Origin of the sequence: Pectobacterium sp. CFBP8739 (genome assembly GCF_013449375.1) — a bacterium.
Taxonomy (GTDB): Bacteria; Pseudomonadota; Gammaproteobacteria; order Enterobacterales; family Enterobacteriaceae; genus Pectobacterium.
The window spans coordinates 22,893-40,050 of sequence record NZ_JACDRR010000026.1 but is presented as its reverse complement, the minus strand read 5'-3'; the positions used below and the strand labels follow the sequence as shown (position 1 = coordinate 40,050).

Annotated in this window: 10 protein-coding genes; 1 reads left to right on the top strand and 9 read right to left on the bottom strand. The window is 53.8% G+C overall.

What is annotated here, in order from left to right:
* Positions 1-177: 177 nt before the first annotated feature.
* On the bottom strand, positions 178-1,422 hold the full coding sequence (gene amiC / locus H0247_RS17360; RefSeq protein WP_180743654.1) for an N-acetylmuramoyl-L-alanine amidase AmiC: 1,245 nt from the start codon (positions 1,420-1,422) through the stop codon (positions 178-180).
* A gap of 259 nt (positions 1,423-1,681) precedes the next feature.
* Between amiC and argA the strand changes: the two genes are divergently transcribed.
* Entirely contained in the window at positions 1,682-3,025 is a 1,344-nt protein-coding gene (argA, locus tag H0247_RS17355; RefSeq protein WP_180743653.1) for an amino-acid N-acetyltransferase, read from the top strand.
* 123 nt (positions 3,026-3,148) lie between these two features.
* Here argA and recD read toward each other — a convergent pair whose 3' ends face one another.
* The 8 genes from recD to H0247_RS17315 all read right to left on the bottom strand — a co-directional run bounded on the left by recD (position 3,149) and on the right by H0247_RS17315 (position 17,025).
* Positions 3,149-5,005 (bottom strand): exodeoxyribonuclease V subunit alpha, encoded by a 1,857-nt coding sequence (recD, locus tag H0247_RS17350; protein WP_180743652.1) that lies wholly within the window; start codon positions 5,003-5,005, stop codon positions 3,149-3,151.
* A complete protein-coding gene (recB, locus tag H0247_RS17345; protein WP_180743651.1) occupies positions 5,002-8,586 on the bottom strand; it encodes an exodeoxyribonuclease V subunit beta in 3,585 nt (1,194 codons plus the stop codon). The genes recD and recB overlap by 4 nt, the downstream gene beginning before the upstream one ends.
* The gene (gene ptrA / locus H0247_RS17340) at positions 8,583-11,531 is read right to left on the bottom strand and encodes a pitrilysin (RefSeq protein WP_180743650.1); all 2,949 of its coding nucleotides are present in this window, start codon (positions 11,529-11,531) and stop codon (positions 8,583-8,585) included. Before ptrA ends, recB begins: the two co-directional genes overlap by 4 nt.
* A gap of 95 nt (positions 11,532-11,626) precedes the next feature.
* Positions 11,627-15,025: an exodeoxyribonuclease V subunit gamma gene (gene recC / locus H0247_RS17335; protein WP_180743649.1), complete on the bottom strand. Its 3,399-nt coding sequence runs from the start codon at positions 15,023-15,025 to the stop codon at positions 11,627-11,629.
* A gap of 60 nt (positions 15,026-15,085) precedes the next feature.
* Positions 15,086-15,478: a prepilin-type N-terminal cleavage/methylation domain-containing protein gene (locus tag H0247_RS17330; protein ID WP_180743657.1), complete on the bottom strand. Its 393-nt coding sequence runs from the start codon at positions 15,476-15,478 to the stop codon at positions 15,086-15,088.
* Entirely contained in the window at positions 15,465-15,920 is a 456-nt protein-coding gene (locus H0247_RS17325) for a YgdB family protein (protein WP_255434008.1), read from the bottom strand. The genes H0247_RS17330 and H0247_RS17325 overlap by 14 nt, the downstream gene beginning before the upstream one ends.
* On the bottom strand, positions 15,917-16,528 hold the full coding sequence (locus tag H0247_RS17320) for a prepilin peptidase-dependent protein (RefSeq protein ID WP_180743648.1): 612 nt from the start codon (positions 16,526-16,528) through the stop codon (positions 15,917-15,919). The genes H0247_RS17325 and H0247_RS17320 overlap by 4 nt, the downstream gene beginning before the upstream one ends.
* Positions 16,522-17,025 (bottom strand): prepilin peptidase-dependent protein, encoded by a 504-nt coding sequence (locus H0247_RS17315; protein WP_180743647.1) that lies wholly within the window; start codon positions 17,023-17,025, stop codon positions 16,522-16,524. The genes H0247_RS17320 and H0247_RS17315 overlap by 7 nt, the downstream gene beginning before the upstream one ends.
* Between the last annotated feature and the right edge of the window lie 133 nt (positions 17,026-17,158).

The window sequence follows — 17,158 nt, the reverse complement described above, 5'->3', positions numbered from 1 at the left end:
AACCCGAAGGTCGTCGGTTCGAATCCGGCCCCCGCAACCAATTAAGACTATTTTCAATTACGTTCTGTTCGATTAAGAACGCAGCGATAAAGCACCTTAACGGGTGCTTTTTTGTTTTCTGCGCAACCTATTTGCTCTGAACCGCGCCGGTTAGCCGCGGTCATCATACTCCACCGGCTACCGTTGAGCCTGACTGGCAAAGTAGGCTTTAATGCCTGCAAAAATGGATTCGGCAATTTGCTGTTGAAACTGGCTGGTGCGCAGCTTGCGCTCTTCTTCCAGATTACTGATAAATGCCGTCTCAACCAGAACAGACGGAATATCTGGCGCTTTCAACACCGCAAATCCAGCCTGATCGACGCTGTTTTTATGCAGGCGATTCACTTTACCCAACCGACTCAGGATCTCTTTACCAAACTTCAGGCTGTCGCTGATAGTGACGGTCTGCACCAAATCGAACATGGTGTGATCCAAATAGCGATCACCGCTCATGCTCACGCCACCAATCAAATCCGATTCGTTCTGAGTTTCTGCCAGAAATCTGGCGGCGGTGCTGGTTGCCCCTTTCTTAGAGAGGGCAAAAACCGACGATCCTCTTGCCGATCGATTGGTAAACGCATCCGCATGAATCGAAATGAACAGATCGGCACGCTGCTTGCGCGCTTTCGCCACCCGCACGCGTAGCGGAATGAACACATCTTCATTGCGCGTCATATACGCTTTCATGTTGGATTCATTATCGATCAGCTTACGCAGTCGACGGGCGATTTGCAGCACGATGTCTTTCTCGCGCGTTTTATTCTTGCCAATCGCACCGGGATCTTCACCGCCATGACCAGGGTCGAGCATAATAATCAGCGGACGATCCTGCCCTGCCTTCCCAGCTTTGGGCGCTTCTGCCGGCAGGGTGCGCTCCAGATCGCCTTTGTTGTAATCCTCCAACAGCGCCAGCAGCGGATCGTCTTCGTTGTCATAGCGCCCTGCCGCAGGGTACAAGTCCAGCACCAGTCGGTGCTTGAATTCGGCCACTGGCCCCAGCGTAAAAACTTTAGTCGTCGCCTGCTGTTTAAGCTCCAGCACCAGACGCACCGTGCTTTTATCAAACTGGCCGATACGCGCCTCTTTAATCAGCGGATCGTTATCCTGCTGAAACTGGCTGGCTATTTCCTTCAATACGCTGTTCAGGTGAACATTTTCGATATCCACCACGATGCGTTCGGGATTACTGAGACTAAACTGTTTATATTTCAGCGGATGAGTAGATTCCAGCGTGACGCGGGTATAGGCGGAAGACGGCCAGACACGCACGGCAACGACCTGTGTTGTCGCCGCTATCCCCACACCACTTACGCTTAACAGCCAGGTTGCCGCTGCGCTTTGTAATAGACGTCGTCGAGTCAGATGATGATTCGAATGAGACATGCCGCTCCGATCTGATTGCTGTGCGTTATCCTGAATTTTTGTTTGCTACTGCATGGGATAAGCGATCAAAAAATGAATAAAGGTAAAAATTGTCAAAAACTTTAACGAATCTGCCCTGCCCTGTCATGCAAAAATCATCATCAGGCCTTATAACAGGCGGATATCATAAATTTGAAGCATTACCCCTCGCTTTTCTGGTGAATACTTCCTCTTGCCTTTTACACCATAAAGAATAAAAATACATAAATTACGAATAAAAATGCAAAGAGGGCTCACAGTGAAGGAACGTAGTACAGAACTGGTTCAGGGCTTCCGCCATTCAGTTCCCTATATCAATGCCCACCGTGGCAAAACGTTTGTCATCATGTTAGGTGGCGAAGCCATTGAACATGCCAACTTCTCTAGCATCGTAAATGATATCGGGCTGCTACACAGTCTGGGGATCAAGCTGGTCGTCGTTTATGGCGCTCGTCCCCAGATCGATGCCAACCTGACAACGCATCACTACGAGCCCCACTACCATAAAAACACCCGCATCACTGACAGCACCACGCTGGAGCTAGTCAAGCAGGCCGCGGGGATGCTGCAACTGGACATCACAGCCCGACTGTCGATGAGCCTGAACAACACGCCGCTGCAAGGCGCCCACATTAACGTCGTCAGCGGTAATTTTATTATCGCGCAGCCGCTTGGCGTGGATGATGGCGTGGACTACTGCCACAGCGGCCGCATTCGCCGCATTGATGAAGAAGCGGTTCACCGCCAACTGAATAGTGGTGCGATTGTCCTGCTCGGCCCAGTTGCGGTGTCAGTCACGGGTGAAAGTTTCAATTTAACCTCGGAAGAGGTCGCAACCCAGCTCGCTATTAAGCTGAAGGCAGAGAAGATGATTGGCTTCTGCTCGTCTCAGGGCGTGACCAATGAAGAAGGCAGCATTATTTCTGAGCTCTTCCCAGATGACGCACAGCGGCGTATTGATGCGCTGGAGCAGGCTGGCGATTACCATTCGGGGACAGTCCGGTTCCTGCGTGGCGCAGTCAAAGCCTGCCGTAGCGGCGTACGCCGCAGCCATCTGATTAGCTATCAGGACGACGGAGCGCTGCTGCAAGAACTCTTCTCACGCGACGGTATCGGTACGCAGATCGTGATGGAAAGCGCCGAGCAGGTTCGTCGTGCGACCATCAATGATATTGGCGGCATTCTGGAGCTAATCCGCCCGCTGGAAGAACAAGGTATTCTGGTAAGACGCTCGCGCGAGCAGTTAGAAATGGAGATCGACAAATTCACCGTCGTGGTACGCGATAACCTGACCATTGCCTGCGCGGCGCTTTATCCGTTCCCAGAAGAAAGCATCGGCGAAATGGCCTGCGTCGCGGTTCACCCAGATTACCGCAGTTCATCGCGCGGTGACACGCTCTTGCTACGTATTGCTGCTCAGGCACGCCAGCAGGGTCTGCAAAAGCTGTTTGTGCTGACGACGCACAGCATTCACTGGTTCCAGGAACGCGGCTTTTTACCTGCCGAAGTGGAAATGCTGCCGAAGAAAAAACAGGCACTGTACAACTACCAGCGTCGCTCGAAGATTCTGGTATTGGATCTCTGAATTATCTCATCGGGTGAAAGATCGTGGTCGGTTCTACAATCGGCCACGATCTTTCACCGGTTATGACGACTTGAAAGATTCTCCAACGTCATGCTCGGCTTCCCCGCAAAACAATGATGAATATTAAACGTTCATCAATGTACTAATTCGCTCTTCCAAACCGCTATAGCGCTGCGTTGGCGTTTTCACCGCACGACAGAGGATCTTGATGTCGGTATAGAGGGACAAACGCTGGCGCGCACGGGTGATAGCGGTATACACCAATTCCCTCGTCAGCACCGGCAAATAGAGGTTCGGCAACACCAGCGCGGTATGATCGAACTCCGACCCTTGCGATTTATGTACCGTCATTGCATAGGCCGTTTCGTGCGGCGGCAAACGGCTTGGCGTGACGTCTTTGGTTTCACCATTCGGCAAGGGGAAAAACACGCGTAGCTCACCGCTTTCTCCTATCATGGCAATACCAATATCGCCGTTGAATAGGCCCAAGGCGGCATCGTTCCGTTCAATCATGACCGGTCGGCCGGGATACCAGCGGTTAAGCGGATTACGGCTGCGCTGAATCAACCCAGCCTGATGCAAAGCCTGCTCAATGCGCTGATTCAGCCCTGCGACGCCAAATGGCCCCTCACGCAACGCGCACAGTTGTCGATAACGCTGGAAAGCAAGCAGCACGGCATCCGGCGTTGCGCCCGTCGCAACAAGCTGTAGATAATCACGATACCCTTCGACACACTGTGCCAGCATCGCCTGATACTCTTCAGCCTCGGTTAACGAGCTACACGTGATGTCGGCAAACTCACCGTTCAGAACCGCACGCACACGAGCATCATCGCCGCCATTCACCGCCAGCGCCAGTTGGCCAATACCGGAATGCGGATCGAAACGGTAGCTCCGGCGTAACAGACAGATACTGTCACTGACCGTCGTCTGCCCTTCAGGTCCGCTTTCATCCAGCTTACAGCCCGTCAGCCTCTGCAATTGCTGCGCCCGTGCACGGCTATAGCCAGCTTCGGCAAAACGACAGATGTCACCTAACACCGCCCCTGCCTCGACGGACGCCAGTTGATCGCGATCGCCCAGAAAGATAATTCTGGCGTGTAACGGAAGCGCGGCAATCACATTCGCCATCATCGGTAGATCGACCATCGACGCCTCGTCCACAATCAGTACATCCAGATGCAGCGGATTATCCTGATTGTGCCGCAGGCGCTGGCTATCCGTCACCGCCCCCAACAGCCGGTGCAGCGTTGTCGCTTCCTGCGGAAACGCATCACGCTGCCAAGGTTCCACCGCCAGGCGATGCAGAGCCAGCCCCAGCGACTCCGTTAGTCGCGCAGCCGCTTTCCCGGTCGGCGCGGCTAATTGAATACGTAACGCTTCTCCCGTATTCAGCTCAATCAGCGCGGCCAGCAGTCTGGCCACCGTTGTGGTTTTCCCTGTCCCTGGCCCGCCGGAAATAATCGCAATGCGACGCGTCAACGCGACAGCAGCGGCCACCTTCTGCCAGTCAACCTCTTCGCCCGTGTCAGGAAATAACCGATCCAATACGGCTCGGATCGCAGGTTCATCAACGGGTAATGTATCGCGCTCGCTGGCGATAAACCGCGCCACGCGGCCCTCACTCTGCCAACTGCGCTGTAAATAAAGCTTTTCTCCTTGCAACACCAGTGGCGTCGACGCACTGCCATCGCTGACGGCATTAGATGCCAGCAAACGCTGCCGCCATGCGGAAACGGTGTTTAACCCTGCCTCTGTAAGCAGTTGTTGCGCCAGCTCAGGATCGCGACCGTCAAACAGCGTCTGTGCCTGCAAATTCTCTAGCGGTAAACACACATGCCCCGCCCCCGAATGCGCGCTAAGACAAGCGGCGGCTAGGAGTAAATCGGGCTGCGTCTCATCCGCCAGCATTCTGGCAAACTGAATATCCAGCGGGCGTAGCAGTCGTCGCGCCAGTGCTGTTTCAAGTAAGGCAATCATGAGGGAATACCTGTATCAGCATCGTCAGGCGTCTTTCCCTTGAAAAGCCTATCAAGCCCGAAAACAAATTCAGCAGAGGGACGACAAGCAAAGATGCCATTGCCGGGGTGAGACTCCTCAACGCCGCGTAAAAACAGATAAAACACACCGCCAAAATGACGCTCATAGTCGTAATCCGCAATGCGGTGACGGAGATAGCGATGCAAAGCCAGCGTATAGAGCTGATATTGCAGGTCATATCGGTGTTCGGCCATCGACTGCATCATGGTCGTTTGGGTGTACGCACTAGCATCAGGGCCGAGCCAATTGGATTTGTAGTCCAGCAGGTAATAGCGCCCTTCCCAGCGGAACACCAGATCGATAAACCCTTTCAGCATGCCTTTCACCTGCTGAAAGGAGAGTGCCGGACAGCGAGCAGAGAGTGGATCGTGATGCTTTGCCAGCCGATCAAGCTGCGCCGCCTGTATCGGAGCCTCAATTGGGATATAGAACTGTAATTCAGCCTGCTTATCTGCGTTATCCAGAGCCGACAGAGTCATCCCCTGCTCGTTAAGCGGCGTATGCAAAAGCGTATCCATCCATGTCTTCAACACGGGTTGCCAGTGGGCTTCAAACCCCTGTAGCTGCAACTGCTCGGCCAGCCAGTCATCATCAACGGGCTGAGTGAAATCCAGCGTTTCAAACAGGCTATGCAAAAACGTCCCTGGACTCGCGCCGCGCGGGAACGTATGCGGCGTCAACTGGTCTTCATCCGTTTCCTGACGTTCACCTATCACTTCAATATCCAGACGCGGCACCAGATCCTGAGCGCTTGCAGTACCATGTTGCTGAAGCCCCGAATAGCTGGTGACTCGCCAACCATCGCGCAGTTGGCGTTCAATGTGGCGAGCCCGCAGCTCTGCCAATTCAGGTCTATCCGGCTGCCAGCGCTGCTCTTCCGCCGTCTGTATCGGTGTCAATGCGACACCGTCACCGACCATGCCTTCTAACTCACTGACTAACGTGGCGACCTCGGCCTCTTTACCGCGCTGGAGTAGATAACCCAGCGCGCTCTGGTGCATATCACTGCTGCCGTCTTTTTTACGTGATCGCTGAATCGGCGCGACACCCACGCTACAGTGATAAATAGAACGGGTCAGCGCGACATACAACAAACGTAAGTCTTCCGCCAGCCGCTCTTCTTCCGCTAGCGTCTGACTTTCTTCATGATTTTGCAGATCCAACACGGCCTGATAGCTCTCGCGATCGTGATAAATCCCCTGATCCTGCACGCGGAAGTGGCTAATGAAAGGCAGCCACACCAGTGGATACTCCAGCCCTTTCGATTTATGGATCGTCACGATCTGCACCAGATGACGGTCGCTTTCCAAACGTAGCTGCTGGCTCTCTGCCTGCGGATTCGGCTGGACAATCTGTTGTGATAGCCAACGCACCAGTGCGTGTTCACTGTCGAGCGTTGCCGAGACATCCTGCAACAACTCACCGATATGCAGAATATCGGTAAGACGGCGTTCCCCTTCCGTGCTCGCCAATAGGTTCTCCGCTAACTGATGTTGGCTCATCAGTGCACGCAGCATGGGCAGTACACCTTTCTGGCGCCACAACGTGCGATAGCCCGCAAACTCATCCACCAACGCATCCCACGTGGCTTCGTTTTGCCCTAAAGCATCAACCTGCCCGGCATCCAGCCCCATCAGAGCCGTCGCCATCGCACTGCGTAACGTGCGCTCCTGTTCCGGCGCCAGCACCGCCTGCAACAGCCACAACATATCGCTGGCTTCCGGCGTACTAAATACGCTGTCGCGATTGGAAAGATACACAGAGGGAATGGACAAACGCCTCAGCGCATCACGAATCAGCGAGGCTTCACGCCGACTACGCACCAGCACGCTCATGTCGGATGCCTTAACCAAACGCCGGGAATCATCGGTAACCAACCAGGCTTCATTACGTTGGCTGGCCACCAGCCAGTCACGAATCTGTGCCGCACACTGGCGCGCCATCTGCTGCTGATAATCCCCGATGCCGATCGGTTCTGAGCCCGTTAGCCAGAATTGCAGTGCAGGCTGAGGCTGCCCGGCGATGTCAAACACCAGGCCGCGCTTAGACTCGGCAGGTTTGACCGGCAGGAACGGGATGTTTTGAAAAATAAAAGGAGAATCGAGGCGTTCAAATAGACGATTAACGCCATGTACCATCTGGTGCGACGATCGCCAGTTCGTGCCTAGCGTATAATGCGCAGCCACTTCTCCGCGCGCATGCATATAGGTAAAAATATCCGCACCGCGAAACGCATAAATAGCCTGCTTAGGGTCACCGATCAACAGCAGCCCACATTGCGGCTGCCCAGCATACAGCGTCCGAAAAATACGGTACTGCTGGGGATCGGTATCCTGAAATTCATCGATCATCGCCACCGGATAGCGTTCGCGAATGGCGCTGGCAAGCCGTTCCCCGCTCGGCTGTTGCAATGCAACATCCAGACGGCTCAGCAGATCGTCAAATCCCAGTTCTGCACGCTGTCGTTTTTCCTCACGCACCGACTCGCGGATCGCCGACAGCGCACGTACAATCACTAAATCCCGCAGTGACAGCGGTGTGGCAAACAACCGCTCTGTTTCCTCAAAAAGGACATGAACGGGCGGTTCCCCTTTCTTCGTCTTTTCAATGAGCGCTTGCTGGGAAAACCGCACTAGATCCTTCGGCAGTTGGTAATCCAGCGTCGGCTGCTGTTCTGCCCACAGCGTGACTTTCTGTAGCCAGTTGGGTAGATGCTTACTGCTGTAGCTGCGTTTATCGACGCCAGAAGCGCTAATCAATGCTTCCAGATCCGCAACTGACGCCAGCCAGCGTTGTTTGTATGCGTCGATCGTCGCCACGATCTTCTCATGGCGGCTCTGCAACGTTTCGCCCTCTTCTGGCGGCGAGCGAAACACAGGTGCTTCACCGTGCAGATAAGACGCCAGATCGGCAAGCAGGTTTTCCGGCCCTTTCCACTCCAGACCGACAATACGTGCGACCTCTACCGGCAACGGATAGCAATAACGACGCCAAAAGTCGGCACAGGCCTGGCGGCGCAGCGGCTGCTCATCTTCTATCAGCACCTGTTCAAAAAGTACACCAGACTCAAACGCATTGGTACTGAGCATACGCTGGCAGAAACCGTGGATCGTGTAGATCGCCGCCTCGTCCATTTGCCGTTCAGCAGCCAGCAAAACATCCGCCGCATCGCGATGGTCCGAAATCTCCTCCAGCAGTTGCGCGAGCGAAGCATCTTTAGGTTTCTCCGCTTCCTTCCCCTGCGCGCTTTTACGCAGGCAGGCGATACGCAAAGCGTGGATTCTGGCTCGAATACGCTCCCGCAGCTCTTCGGTCGCAGCCTCAGTAAAGGTCACAACCAGAATTTCCTCGACCAGTAGCGGACGTGGGTATGCGGCTTGCTTACCTAGCCCCAACAGCAGGCGCAGATACAGCGCCGCCAGCGTGTAGGTTTTCCCTGTTCCGGCCGACGCTTCAATCAGCCGCTCCCCTAGGAGCGGTAACGTCATGACGTCTAATGATTGCGGCGCGGCACTTGTCATTGTGCTGAGACCTTACCGACAGCGTCCGATGCTGTAGTCTCTGCTGCTGGCGCAGGGATCATCGCAGGCGCTTTCTCACGCGGTAACGTTTTCTGCAATGAAGAGGCGTCTGCGTAGGTATGCCATCCTTTCGGTGCGGCATAGTCCGCTTTACCATGATGGCTGCCGGACACCTGCGACAATACGGCTAACCCCTCAGGCTTCAGCGCCTGCTGGAAGAAATCGGCCAGTTGCGCCACCGTCAGCGGTTTGATTTGTTCGAGCAGTTTCTCCCGCGAGTCAAAAGCAAAGTTTTCCCGATCCACATCCTTACGCAGTCGGCTGGCTTCTTCACCCAATGTCTGCGGACGTTGATTCAGTTCATTCATCACACCTTGTTTATACTGTGCGAACTCTTCTTCACTCATTTCACGCAGTCGTTTTTGCGCTTTCAGGTAAAAATCTTCATAGCGCTGATACAGATAAGCAGGCTGTTTGCTGTTGCTTTGTAGCAGGAAGCCGATGCCCATCTGTCGGCCAACCGACATCGGGAAAGCAAACACCGCATAGCCCAACTGCTCTTCCGTTCTCAGTTGACTATAGAACCAAGGCTGAACGATCTGCCCCAGCACCGAGCTATACGCCATGCTTTGCGTTTCAGAGTAACCCGTTGGCACATACACTGCCGCCAGCGCAGAATCCGTGCTGCTGCCTGGACGTTGTAGATTAGCGAGCTGTGGCTTGCTGACTTTGACATCATCGCTGCGCGACAGATTTTCACCCTTCGCCTTCAGATGCGCTTTCAGCGTCGTCGCTAACTCGGTCACGCTCTCCGGTGTCAGATTACCGACAACCAGCATTTCCGGCGTGGCGTTTTGCAGCAGATCGTTGCGATAATTAATCACATCCTGTAAGTGGATATCTTTCAGCAAGTTACGTCGTTCACCGCGTTCGAAGTAAGGCAGTTGCGATACCGCTTGAATCGGCTGTATGGCTTGTTCAAAGGCTTTGGACTTCTCGACCGCATCCAACTGCTGCAAGTACCAGGACTTTGCCTGTTCCAATTGCGCTTCCGTCGGCGTAAAGGAGGCATAGCCGTCTGCCAGCGTCAGCAGCAATCGTGGCAAATGCTGGGTATAGCCATCGGCGCTAATTACCAGACCATCATTACTGCGAGTGGAGAAGCTAATGCCCCCCACTGAGGCCTGATAGCTGAGTTCATCCAACGCCAGCCCCGCCAGATAGTCATTTAACGCGAACAACACCTGATTCCGTGCGGTACTGCGCGCTTCCTGATTACGCAAGAACAGGGTGATTTCTGCTTTCGGCTCATCGGCGAAATAGTGGCTTGGCATATACAGCACGCGCAGCCCCGGCTGATTCAGCAGAAGCGTCGGCTTAGTGATCGACTTATCCGCGTTGATCAGAGAAAAATCATCTGGGATATAAGGGTTGATCGTTGGCAGCGACAGTGACATTTTTTGCCCCAGCGTTTTCCATTTTGTGAATGTCGCCGACGGAATTTTATCCATCTCGTACGGTGCATCAACAAAATAGGCCACTTTATTATGCGGTTCATTCGGGCTAATAACCCAAACACGCGCGTTCTGCGGCGTCATCTCGTCCAAACGTGCAGCGATAGCTTTCGGATCGTAGCGATCCGCAACATACTGCGCATCCAGCGTATGTTCGACCGGCACACGCAACATGGTATCCACCAGCCATTCGATGTAGTCCATATCACGGCTGATGGATGGATAGCGGAAATCCAGATCCAGAACGTGTGCAATCTCATCAAAATAGCGCTGCTGAATCCCCTCAGTGCGGATTTGTTGCAGATAACGGAATATCGCAGCGATCACTTCATCACGCTGTACCAGACCTTTATCGGTCAGCGAGGCCGAAATAGCGAACATGCCGCCATTACGGTCGATAATCGGGGAAGAACCCGCACCGATAGACTCAACCAGTCCTTCCTTTTGCAGCCAGTCAGAAAGCGTATTCTGGCTGCGGTTGCCGATCAGATAGCTAATGTAGGTATCCGTCTTGCTGCGAAACTCCTGGCTAATATCGCTGACGCGAAACTCAATCCGCAGCTGTTTTCTCGGCTGCGCAGGAACATAGTGAATCATTACGCCGCGCTGCTTCTCCGTCGTAACAGGAACGGTAACCGCAGGAACGCTGGCGTTGTGATTGGCAATGCGCCCGAATGTGTCGGCCGCCAGTTTTGCCAGTTCAGGCAGAGGTTGATTACTGTAAATCACCCCTTTCATCAGATTAGCCGAGTAGTATTTCTGGTAGAACTTCACCAGTTCATCATGCAGTTTGCTGTCAGGCTTATCGCTCAGGGTTTCAAGATTCCCCCCCGAAAAACGCGCGCTCGGGTGCGCGGGGTTCAGCGTCTCTGCACCGACCTGCGCCATGCGATGACCATCACGCGAACGCGCCATCGTTAATTCCGCATTCACCGCGTTACGCTCACGATCGGCATTCACCGGATCGAGCAGCGGCTCCGCAATCGCGTCGGCCATGCGATCGACCGCTGGCCGCAGCGCATCATTTTCTACTTCGAGATAAAACGCCGTGCGGTAAGACGCCGTACTGGCGTTGTGGCTGCCGCCATGTTTTTTCAAAAACTCGGACAGCGCTTCCGGCTCTGGGTAACGTTTCGATCCCATCAGTACCATGTGTTCGAGGTAGTGCGCCAATCCCAGTTGATTATTCGGATCGTCCAGCGAGCCAATAGGCAACGCCAGTGATGCCAAAGACTTGGGAGCCTGCGGATCGGAAACCAGCAGAACGGTCATTCCGTTATCCAGTTTGATCGCCTGATATTGCCGCGGATCTTTTTCACTTTTTCGAATCGTCTGCGCCAGCGGCTGCCAGCCTGTTTCTGCCCAACTCGCCGGAAGCCAGAATGTGAATAAAAGAAACCACCCGGTAATCCAGACCCACTGTTTACGCATGCAATTCTCCAACCTCATATCCATCACTTTTAACGTTGCAGTGCGTTATCTTCTCGCACCTCGAACTCAACTCGGGCATTACCCCAAAAAACTTATCATGCCAGATTAGAGCGGAACGGTGGCAGTAGCCAGATTTGCGCCGCTTCAATCACCTCATTCATTCGTTTTTCATCCAATTCTCGGATAATACGTTGTAGGTAATAATCCTCGCCTTCACCCCGCATTCCCATATTGCCCTGCCAGGCTTGCAATAAGCGGGCTCGCGCTTTGTTTTGCGCCTCGTCATCCGACCGCAAGCTATCACTTTCACGATCATAACATTCAGCCAGCCAGGCACTTCCTGCTTTATTGAGCAATAACAGCGGCTTGCTCATTCCCTGACGATATCCATTCAGCATAACAACCAAATGTTCTCTGGCCTGCGTTTCCGACAAGGCTGCAAAGCGCCACGCGGTATCTTCTCGTCCATACAACCGGCTTTCGCCTTGCCCCCCCGTCGCACAGTAGGCCAGGTGTTCCAACCACAGCGTAATGCCATCCTTCATGGAAAGCGTGCCGGGACGCCAACGTAACAAACCATCCGGCTGCACCTGATTCAACCAGCCGCTGATGCGCACACCGTCAAGGAGGATATCCACTTCTCGGCTCACCGACAGCGAGGGCGTTAACTCATCACGCACGCGCGCCGCCAACTGCGCCATATCCTGCTGCTGTTCCTGCCAGTAAATCTCACCGAACGCGCCATAGGGAAGTTCGCCCGCCGCTCGGGCACGGCGATACAGTTTTTCCGTATCACCGTCATTAATCAAAGTATTAAGCAACTCGCTATTCAATTGATAGCGGTTAAGGCTATCAACGACAAAGGGCTCTTCATCCAATAGCTCATCGCTGTGCAACATGAAACTCACACCGAGCCTCAGTTGAAAAAAGGCTCGCACTGGGTGACGATAAAAACGCTTCAGATCGTCTAGGCTGACATCGCTATCCGTTGTTCTTTCGGACAGCGCCTCACGGTCGAAATCAGGTTGAGCTTCCCCTTTTCGATTCGCCGCCGCCAGCCATTCTGCCGCAAAGCTCAATGGCTGCGGTGCCGACAGGAAGTTATCCGCATCGAAAGGCATACGGCTATGTTCACGGCAGAGATGCTTCACCACCCGCTCAGCACTGCTATCAATATCCAGCGTCTCATCGCCCGGCAAGACATAACTTTGGGCGATATACTCCGTCAGTTCACTCACCAGTACGGAAGGATAGCGACGCGTATTATCCTGAATCGAGCGCCCGATATGACTGATATAAAGTTTGTGCTGCGCCGACAGAAGCGCCTCCAGAAACAGATAACGGTCATCGTCACGTCGGCTACGATCGCCGCGTTTGATCTTCCGCCCCATGAGATCGAACCCGAGCGGTGACAACGTTCGGGGATAAACACCATCGTTCATCCCCAGCAAACACACAACCTTGAACGGGATAGAACGCATTGGCATCAGCGTACAAAAGTTGATCGCTCCGGCCAGAAAACGCTGGCTGAGCCGTTCCTGATCGAGGCGCCGCGACAACTCATCACGTAATCGGGAAATCGGCACCTGTTGCGGATAGCGAGCCATCGAGCCCATACCAATCACGTACTGCCACTGTTTTTCAACCAATGCCAGCGCCGCTTCGGTTTCGCTATCCGCATCAAAGAAGGTTTCGAGCAGCTCTCGACACAGCGGTAGCCAGTCGACAAGCACGCGCGGCTGAGACAGACGCTGACGCCATTGGTGAATTTGCATCAGCAGTTCGGCCAGTTGACCAGCCAATTCCGCAATCAATCCGCTGGATTCATCATAAGGCAGCACGCCCTGCCAATCACCGGCCTGACTGTCCATCGCATAGCCCAGCAGCATTCTCGTCAGACCAAAACGCCACGTATGCTGGCCCGTCGGCGGCAGCATGAGATCGCGCACGTTGTCGTCATCCAACCCCCAACGCACGCCGGATTCCACCACCCATAGGCGCAGACGCCGTAACCCTTCTTCCTGAATACCGAAACGGGCAGCCAGCGCGGGGACTTCAAGCAATGCCAGAACCTGTTCCGCCGTAAAACGGCTTGTCGGTAAATCCAGCAGGCTGATGACCGCCTGCAAGGCGGGATGCGCATGTCGCGCACGCTGATCGGAGATGGCAAAAGGCAGATAACGATTATCCGGCGCATTGCCAAACACCGCCTGAATAAACGGCGTATAACTGTCGATGTCCGCCATCATCACAATGACATCACGCGGCATCAGCTCAGGATCGTCAGCCATCATGGCCAGCAGCCGATCGTGAAGCACTTCAACTTCACGCTGAGGACTATGGCAAGCGTGAAAATCGACCGAACGATCGTCGAGTGCCAGCTGACGTTTTTGCGTGCTCGTGTTCTGTGTTTCGTGGCTAACAGCCACCACCGCATGGTCTTCCAGTTCAAGAATATCGCGTTGCAAGGTGTGCAGCAGATTGTCGCCATCAGACTCAACAAAGGCATCGATCTCCTGCACGTTATCCAGTTCAGCTAGCAGATAAAGATTATCGCGCCCCAGCTTTCCCCACGATGCCAGCAGTGGATTATTAATCGACTGTTTACCGTCATCGTTGAACAGCGTTTCTGCCTGTGAGGGATCGCGAAAGAGCAGACGCGTTTCCTCAGCCGAGTCGCCGTCAAAACGATGTAAGCGGCGGCTGCGAGCTTTTAGCTTCGCCAGAAACTTATAGTCCTGAATGTCACTCCAGTAATGACGGCAAGGGTTGGTAAAGAGCAGATGCACATCAATGTGCCGCGCCAGTGCGTTCAACGCCTGTAGATAGATGGGAGGTAACGCCGAGATACCACAGATAAAAACGCGTGGCGGCAGGCCTTTCGGACATGTTTTTGCCTGCTCTAACGCAGTAATAAAGCGTTGATACAGAATCGCATGGTGCCATTCGGGCTGCGCCAGTTCACGCGTGTAATCCACCAGCGCACGCCACAGCGCGGACTGCCACAGTTGGTTCCCGCCGAGATCGTCAACCTGTTTCCCTTCTTGCCATGCCTTGATCCACTCGGGGCGATAAATCAGGTATTGATCGAAAAGATCCGCGATGCGCCCGGCAAGCTGATGCAGCTTACGCTGGTTATCATCATCCTGCAGATAGTGGTTCAGTGCCGAAAAATCAGGTTGTTCCAGTAAATCAGGCAGCAAATGCATGAGCTTCCACGTCATCGCATCCTTGCTGAAGGCGCTTTCTTTTGGAATATCCGGCAGGACGTGGCGACACATATTCCACAAGAAAACACCGGGCAGCGGGAATTGGATATTGGCAGCAATACCGAAGTGCCCAGCCAGTTCAATTTGCAACCACTGCGCCATCCCCGGACTTTGCACCAAAATCACTTCCTGCTGGAAGGGATCGGCAAGCGGCTGACGTTTTATCAACTCAACCATCAGTCTTTTCAAAATATCCAACTGATTGGAGTGATAGATTCTAAACATTCTGGCTCCTGCTCGCCGTGTCTTACAATTCATTATTCATAGTTTACCAAAGCACGTCGGCTAAACGGCCGGTGACCGGCAAAACCAACGGTTTAGTGTAGCCTGATAGCGACGTGGCGTCATGACTCTTGCCGTTACCTGACGGCATTCTGGGCTCTGTAACTGCTCTGACACACTAAACTGCCAGTGTTTACTCATAAGCGGCACCGCATTATCAAGAGCAAACGGATGATAGGGTACACCCGCTTCATAGGCCTCCAACTGCTGTATCGCAAACCGCCAGGCCTGACGCTGCTGCCACTGATGCTGAAATGACTGCTGTAAAATCTGGTGATATTGCAGTAATCCCATCAACGACACGGCAAACAGCAGCGCCGCCACCAGCGTCTCCGGCAGGCTAAAACCGGATTGATGACTCACGACTTCCTTGTTCACTGCGCTATTCCGTTGCATCACAGCGAGTCACCTCTTTGTCAGGGCAAAAATCCAGCCAGCCGTTACCCAAGGGTTGAATCGCGATCTGGCCCGACGACAACGCCAAAAATGACACCCGCTGGTACAGCGTCAACGGTCGCACCGAACTAGGTAGCGTCCCTTCACCACGCAGTAGCCCCTGCCTCCCATCCGAGGCCGCACGCAGGCACACCACTAGCTGTTCCTCCGACAGTTGCTGACACTGCCAGCTTTCCGTTAGCGCATTCCAACGCTGCCCTTTTCCCCAGTTCAATGAGGACAATGCCTGATTGAAGGCGCGCAGATAATGCCGCTCATCGTTTCCCACCTGAATGGTAGTATCAAGCTGACGTTGCAACCCAGACATCAACAACAGGCCGATAACAGCGATCAGCAGCACCATAGGCAGCGTCCCGCTTCCCGTTTGCCATCCTTTCTTCATGGGTTACGCCCCAATATCAGGCGGGTAATATGTTGCTTAACGGCAGGGCGTTTGGCCCAGTATCCCGCCAGTTGCAATTCATACAGCGCCACATCATTTTGCGCAGTCAAACGCTGTAACCGGAATAGAGTTAGTACGACTTCCTGCGGGTCAAACAGCTTTTCCCATCGGTCGCCCTGGCAATTGTGCGCCCCACTCTGAATTTCTAACGCTCGACCACGCAAGCGATAGCCAAAAGATTCTGCATCCTGCTGTTCCCCTCCATCCCAAACCCCATTCCGATTCAGATCGTAAGAAACATTCAGACAGCTGTTTTCTGCCTCGCCCGGATAATTCCCGATGCTAATCGCCTTTCCCTGACAGGTTCCCGCACAGAAACCGGCCCGACGGATGTCTTTCTCAATCCCCATCGCGACCTGACTAAACAACTGCTCCAGCCGAAAAAGCTGTGCACTGTCCTGACTTTGACCACGCAACAGAGGGTAGAGCTGCGCCGCCGACAGCATAATCAAACTACCTAAACTCAGCGCTAACAGAATTTCCGGCAAAGTGAAGCCACGCTGCTTACACCTCGGCCTTGGTTGTCTCAACGTCACGGTTATCAACATAGAGGAATCGCCAGAACCACTTGCGACTCGCTGCACAGACGCATACGTCCCCTCACCGAGATGATGAGACGTAACTGACCCGCAGCGTTCGACAGCGAGATGTGCCCAGCCTGAGCGGCATTACGCAAACCAAAGAATGTAAACACGTTACTGGTGGATTTTGCCAGCACGACCTCCTGCGTACGGCGAACGAACTGCCCTGGATGGTTCTCACGGCACGTTTCCTCCACCTGTTTATCATTCTGACCTGCCACCATGCACCATAGATCTCCCTGCGGTATAAGTTTCACCGTCCGGGTTTCGTTATGCCAGTAAGCATTCGCCTGAACCCGACTCAAAAAATCCAGCAGCTGCTGCGCACTCTGCTCCAGACGAATGGCCTGCTGATATTGAATCCAGCCATGCAGGCCGCCACCTGCCATCAGCGTTACGATCGTCAGCACCACTAAAAGTTCAAGCAAGGTAAATCCCCGCTGTTGTCGATTCCCTGTTTTCATTGCGTCAGGATAGTGAGTCTTATCAGCAAAAACAGCGCGTTAACGGCGTTATACGCAGCGGCTCGCAATGTTTTGCTGCAACGATGTAACAACAGAAAAAACGTGCGGGGAGGTAGGGAAAATGAGGGAAGCA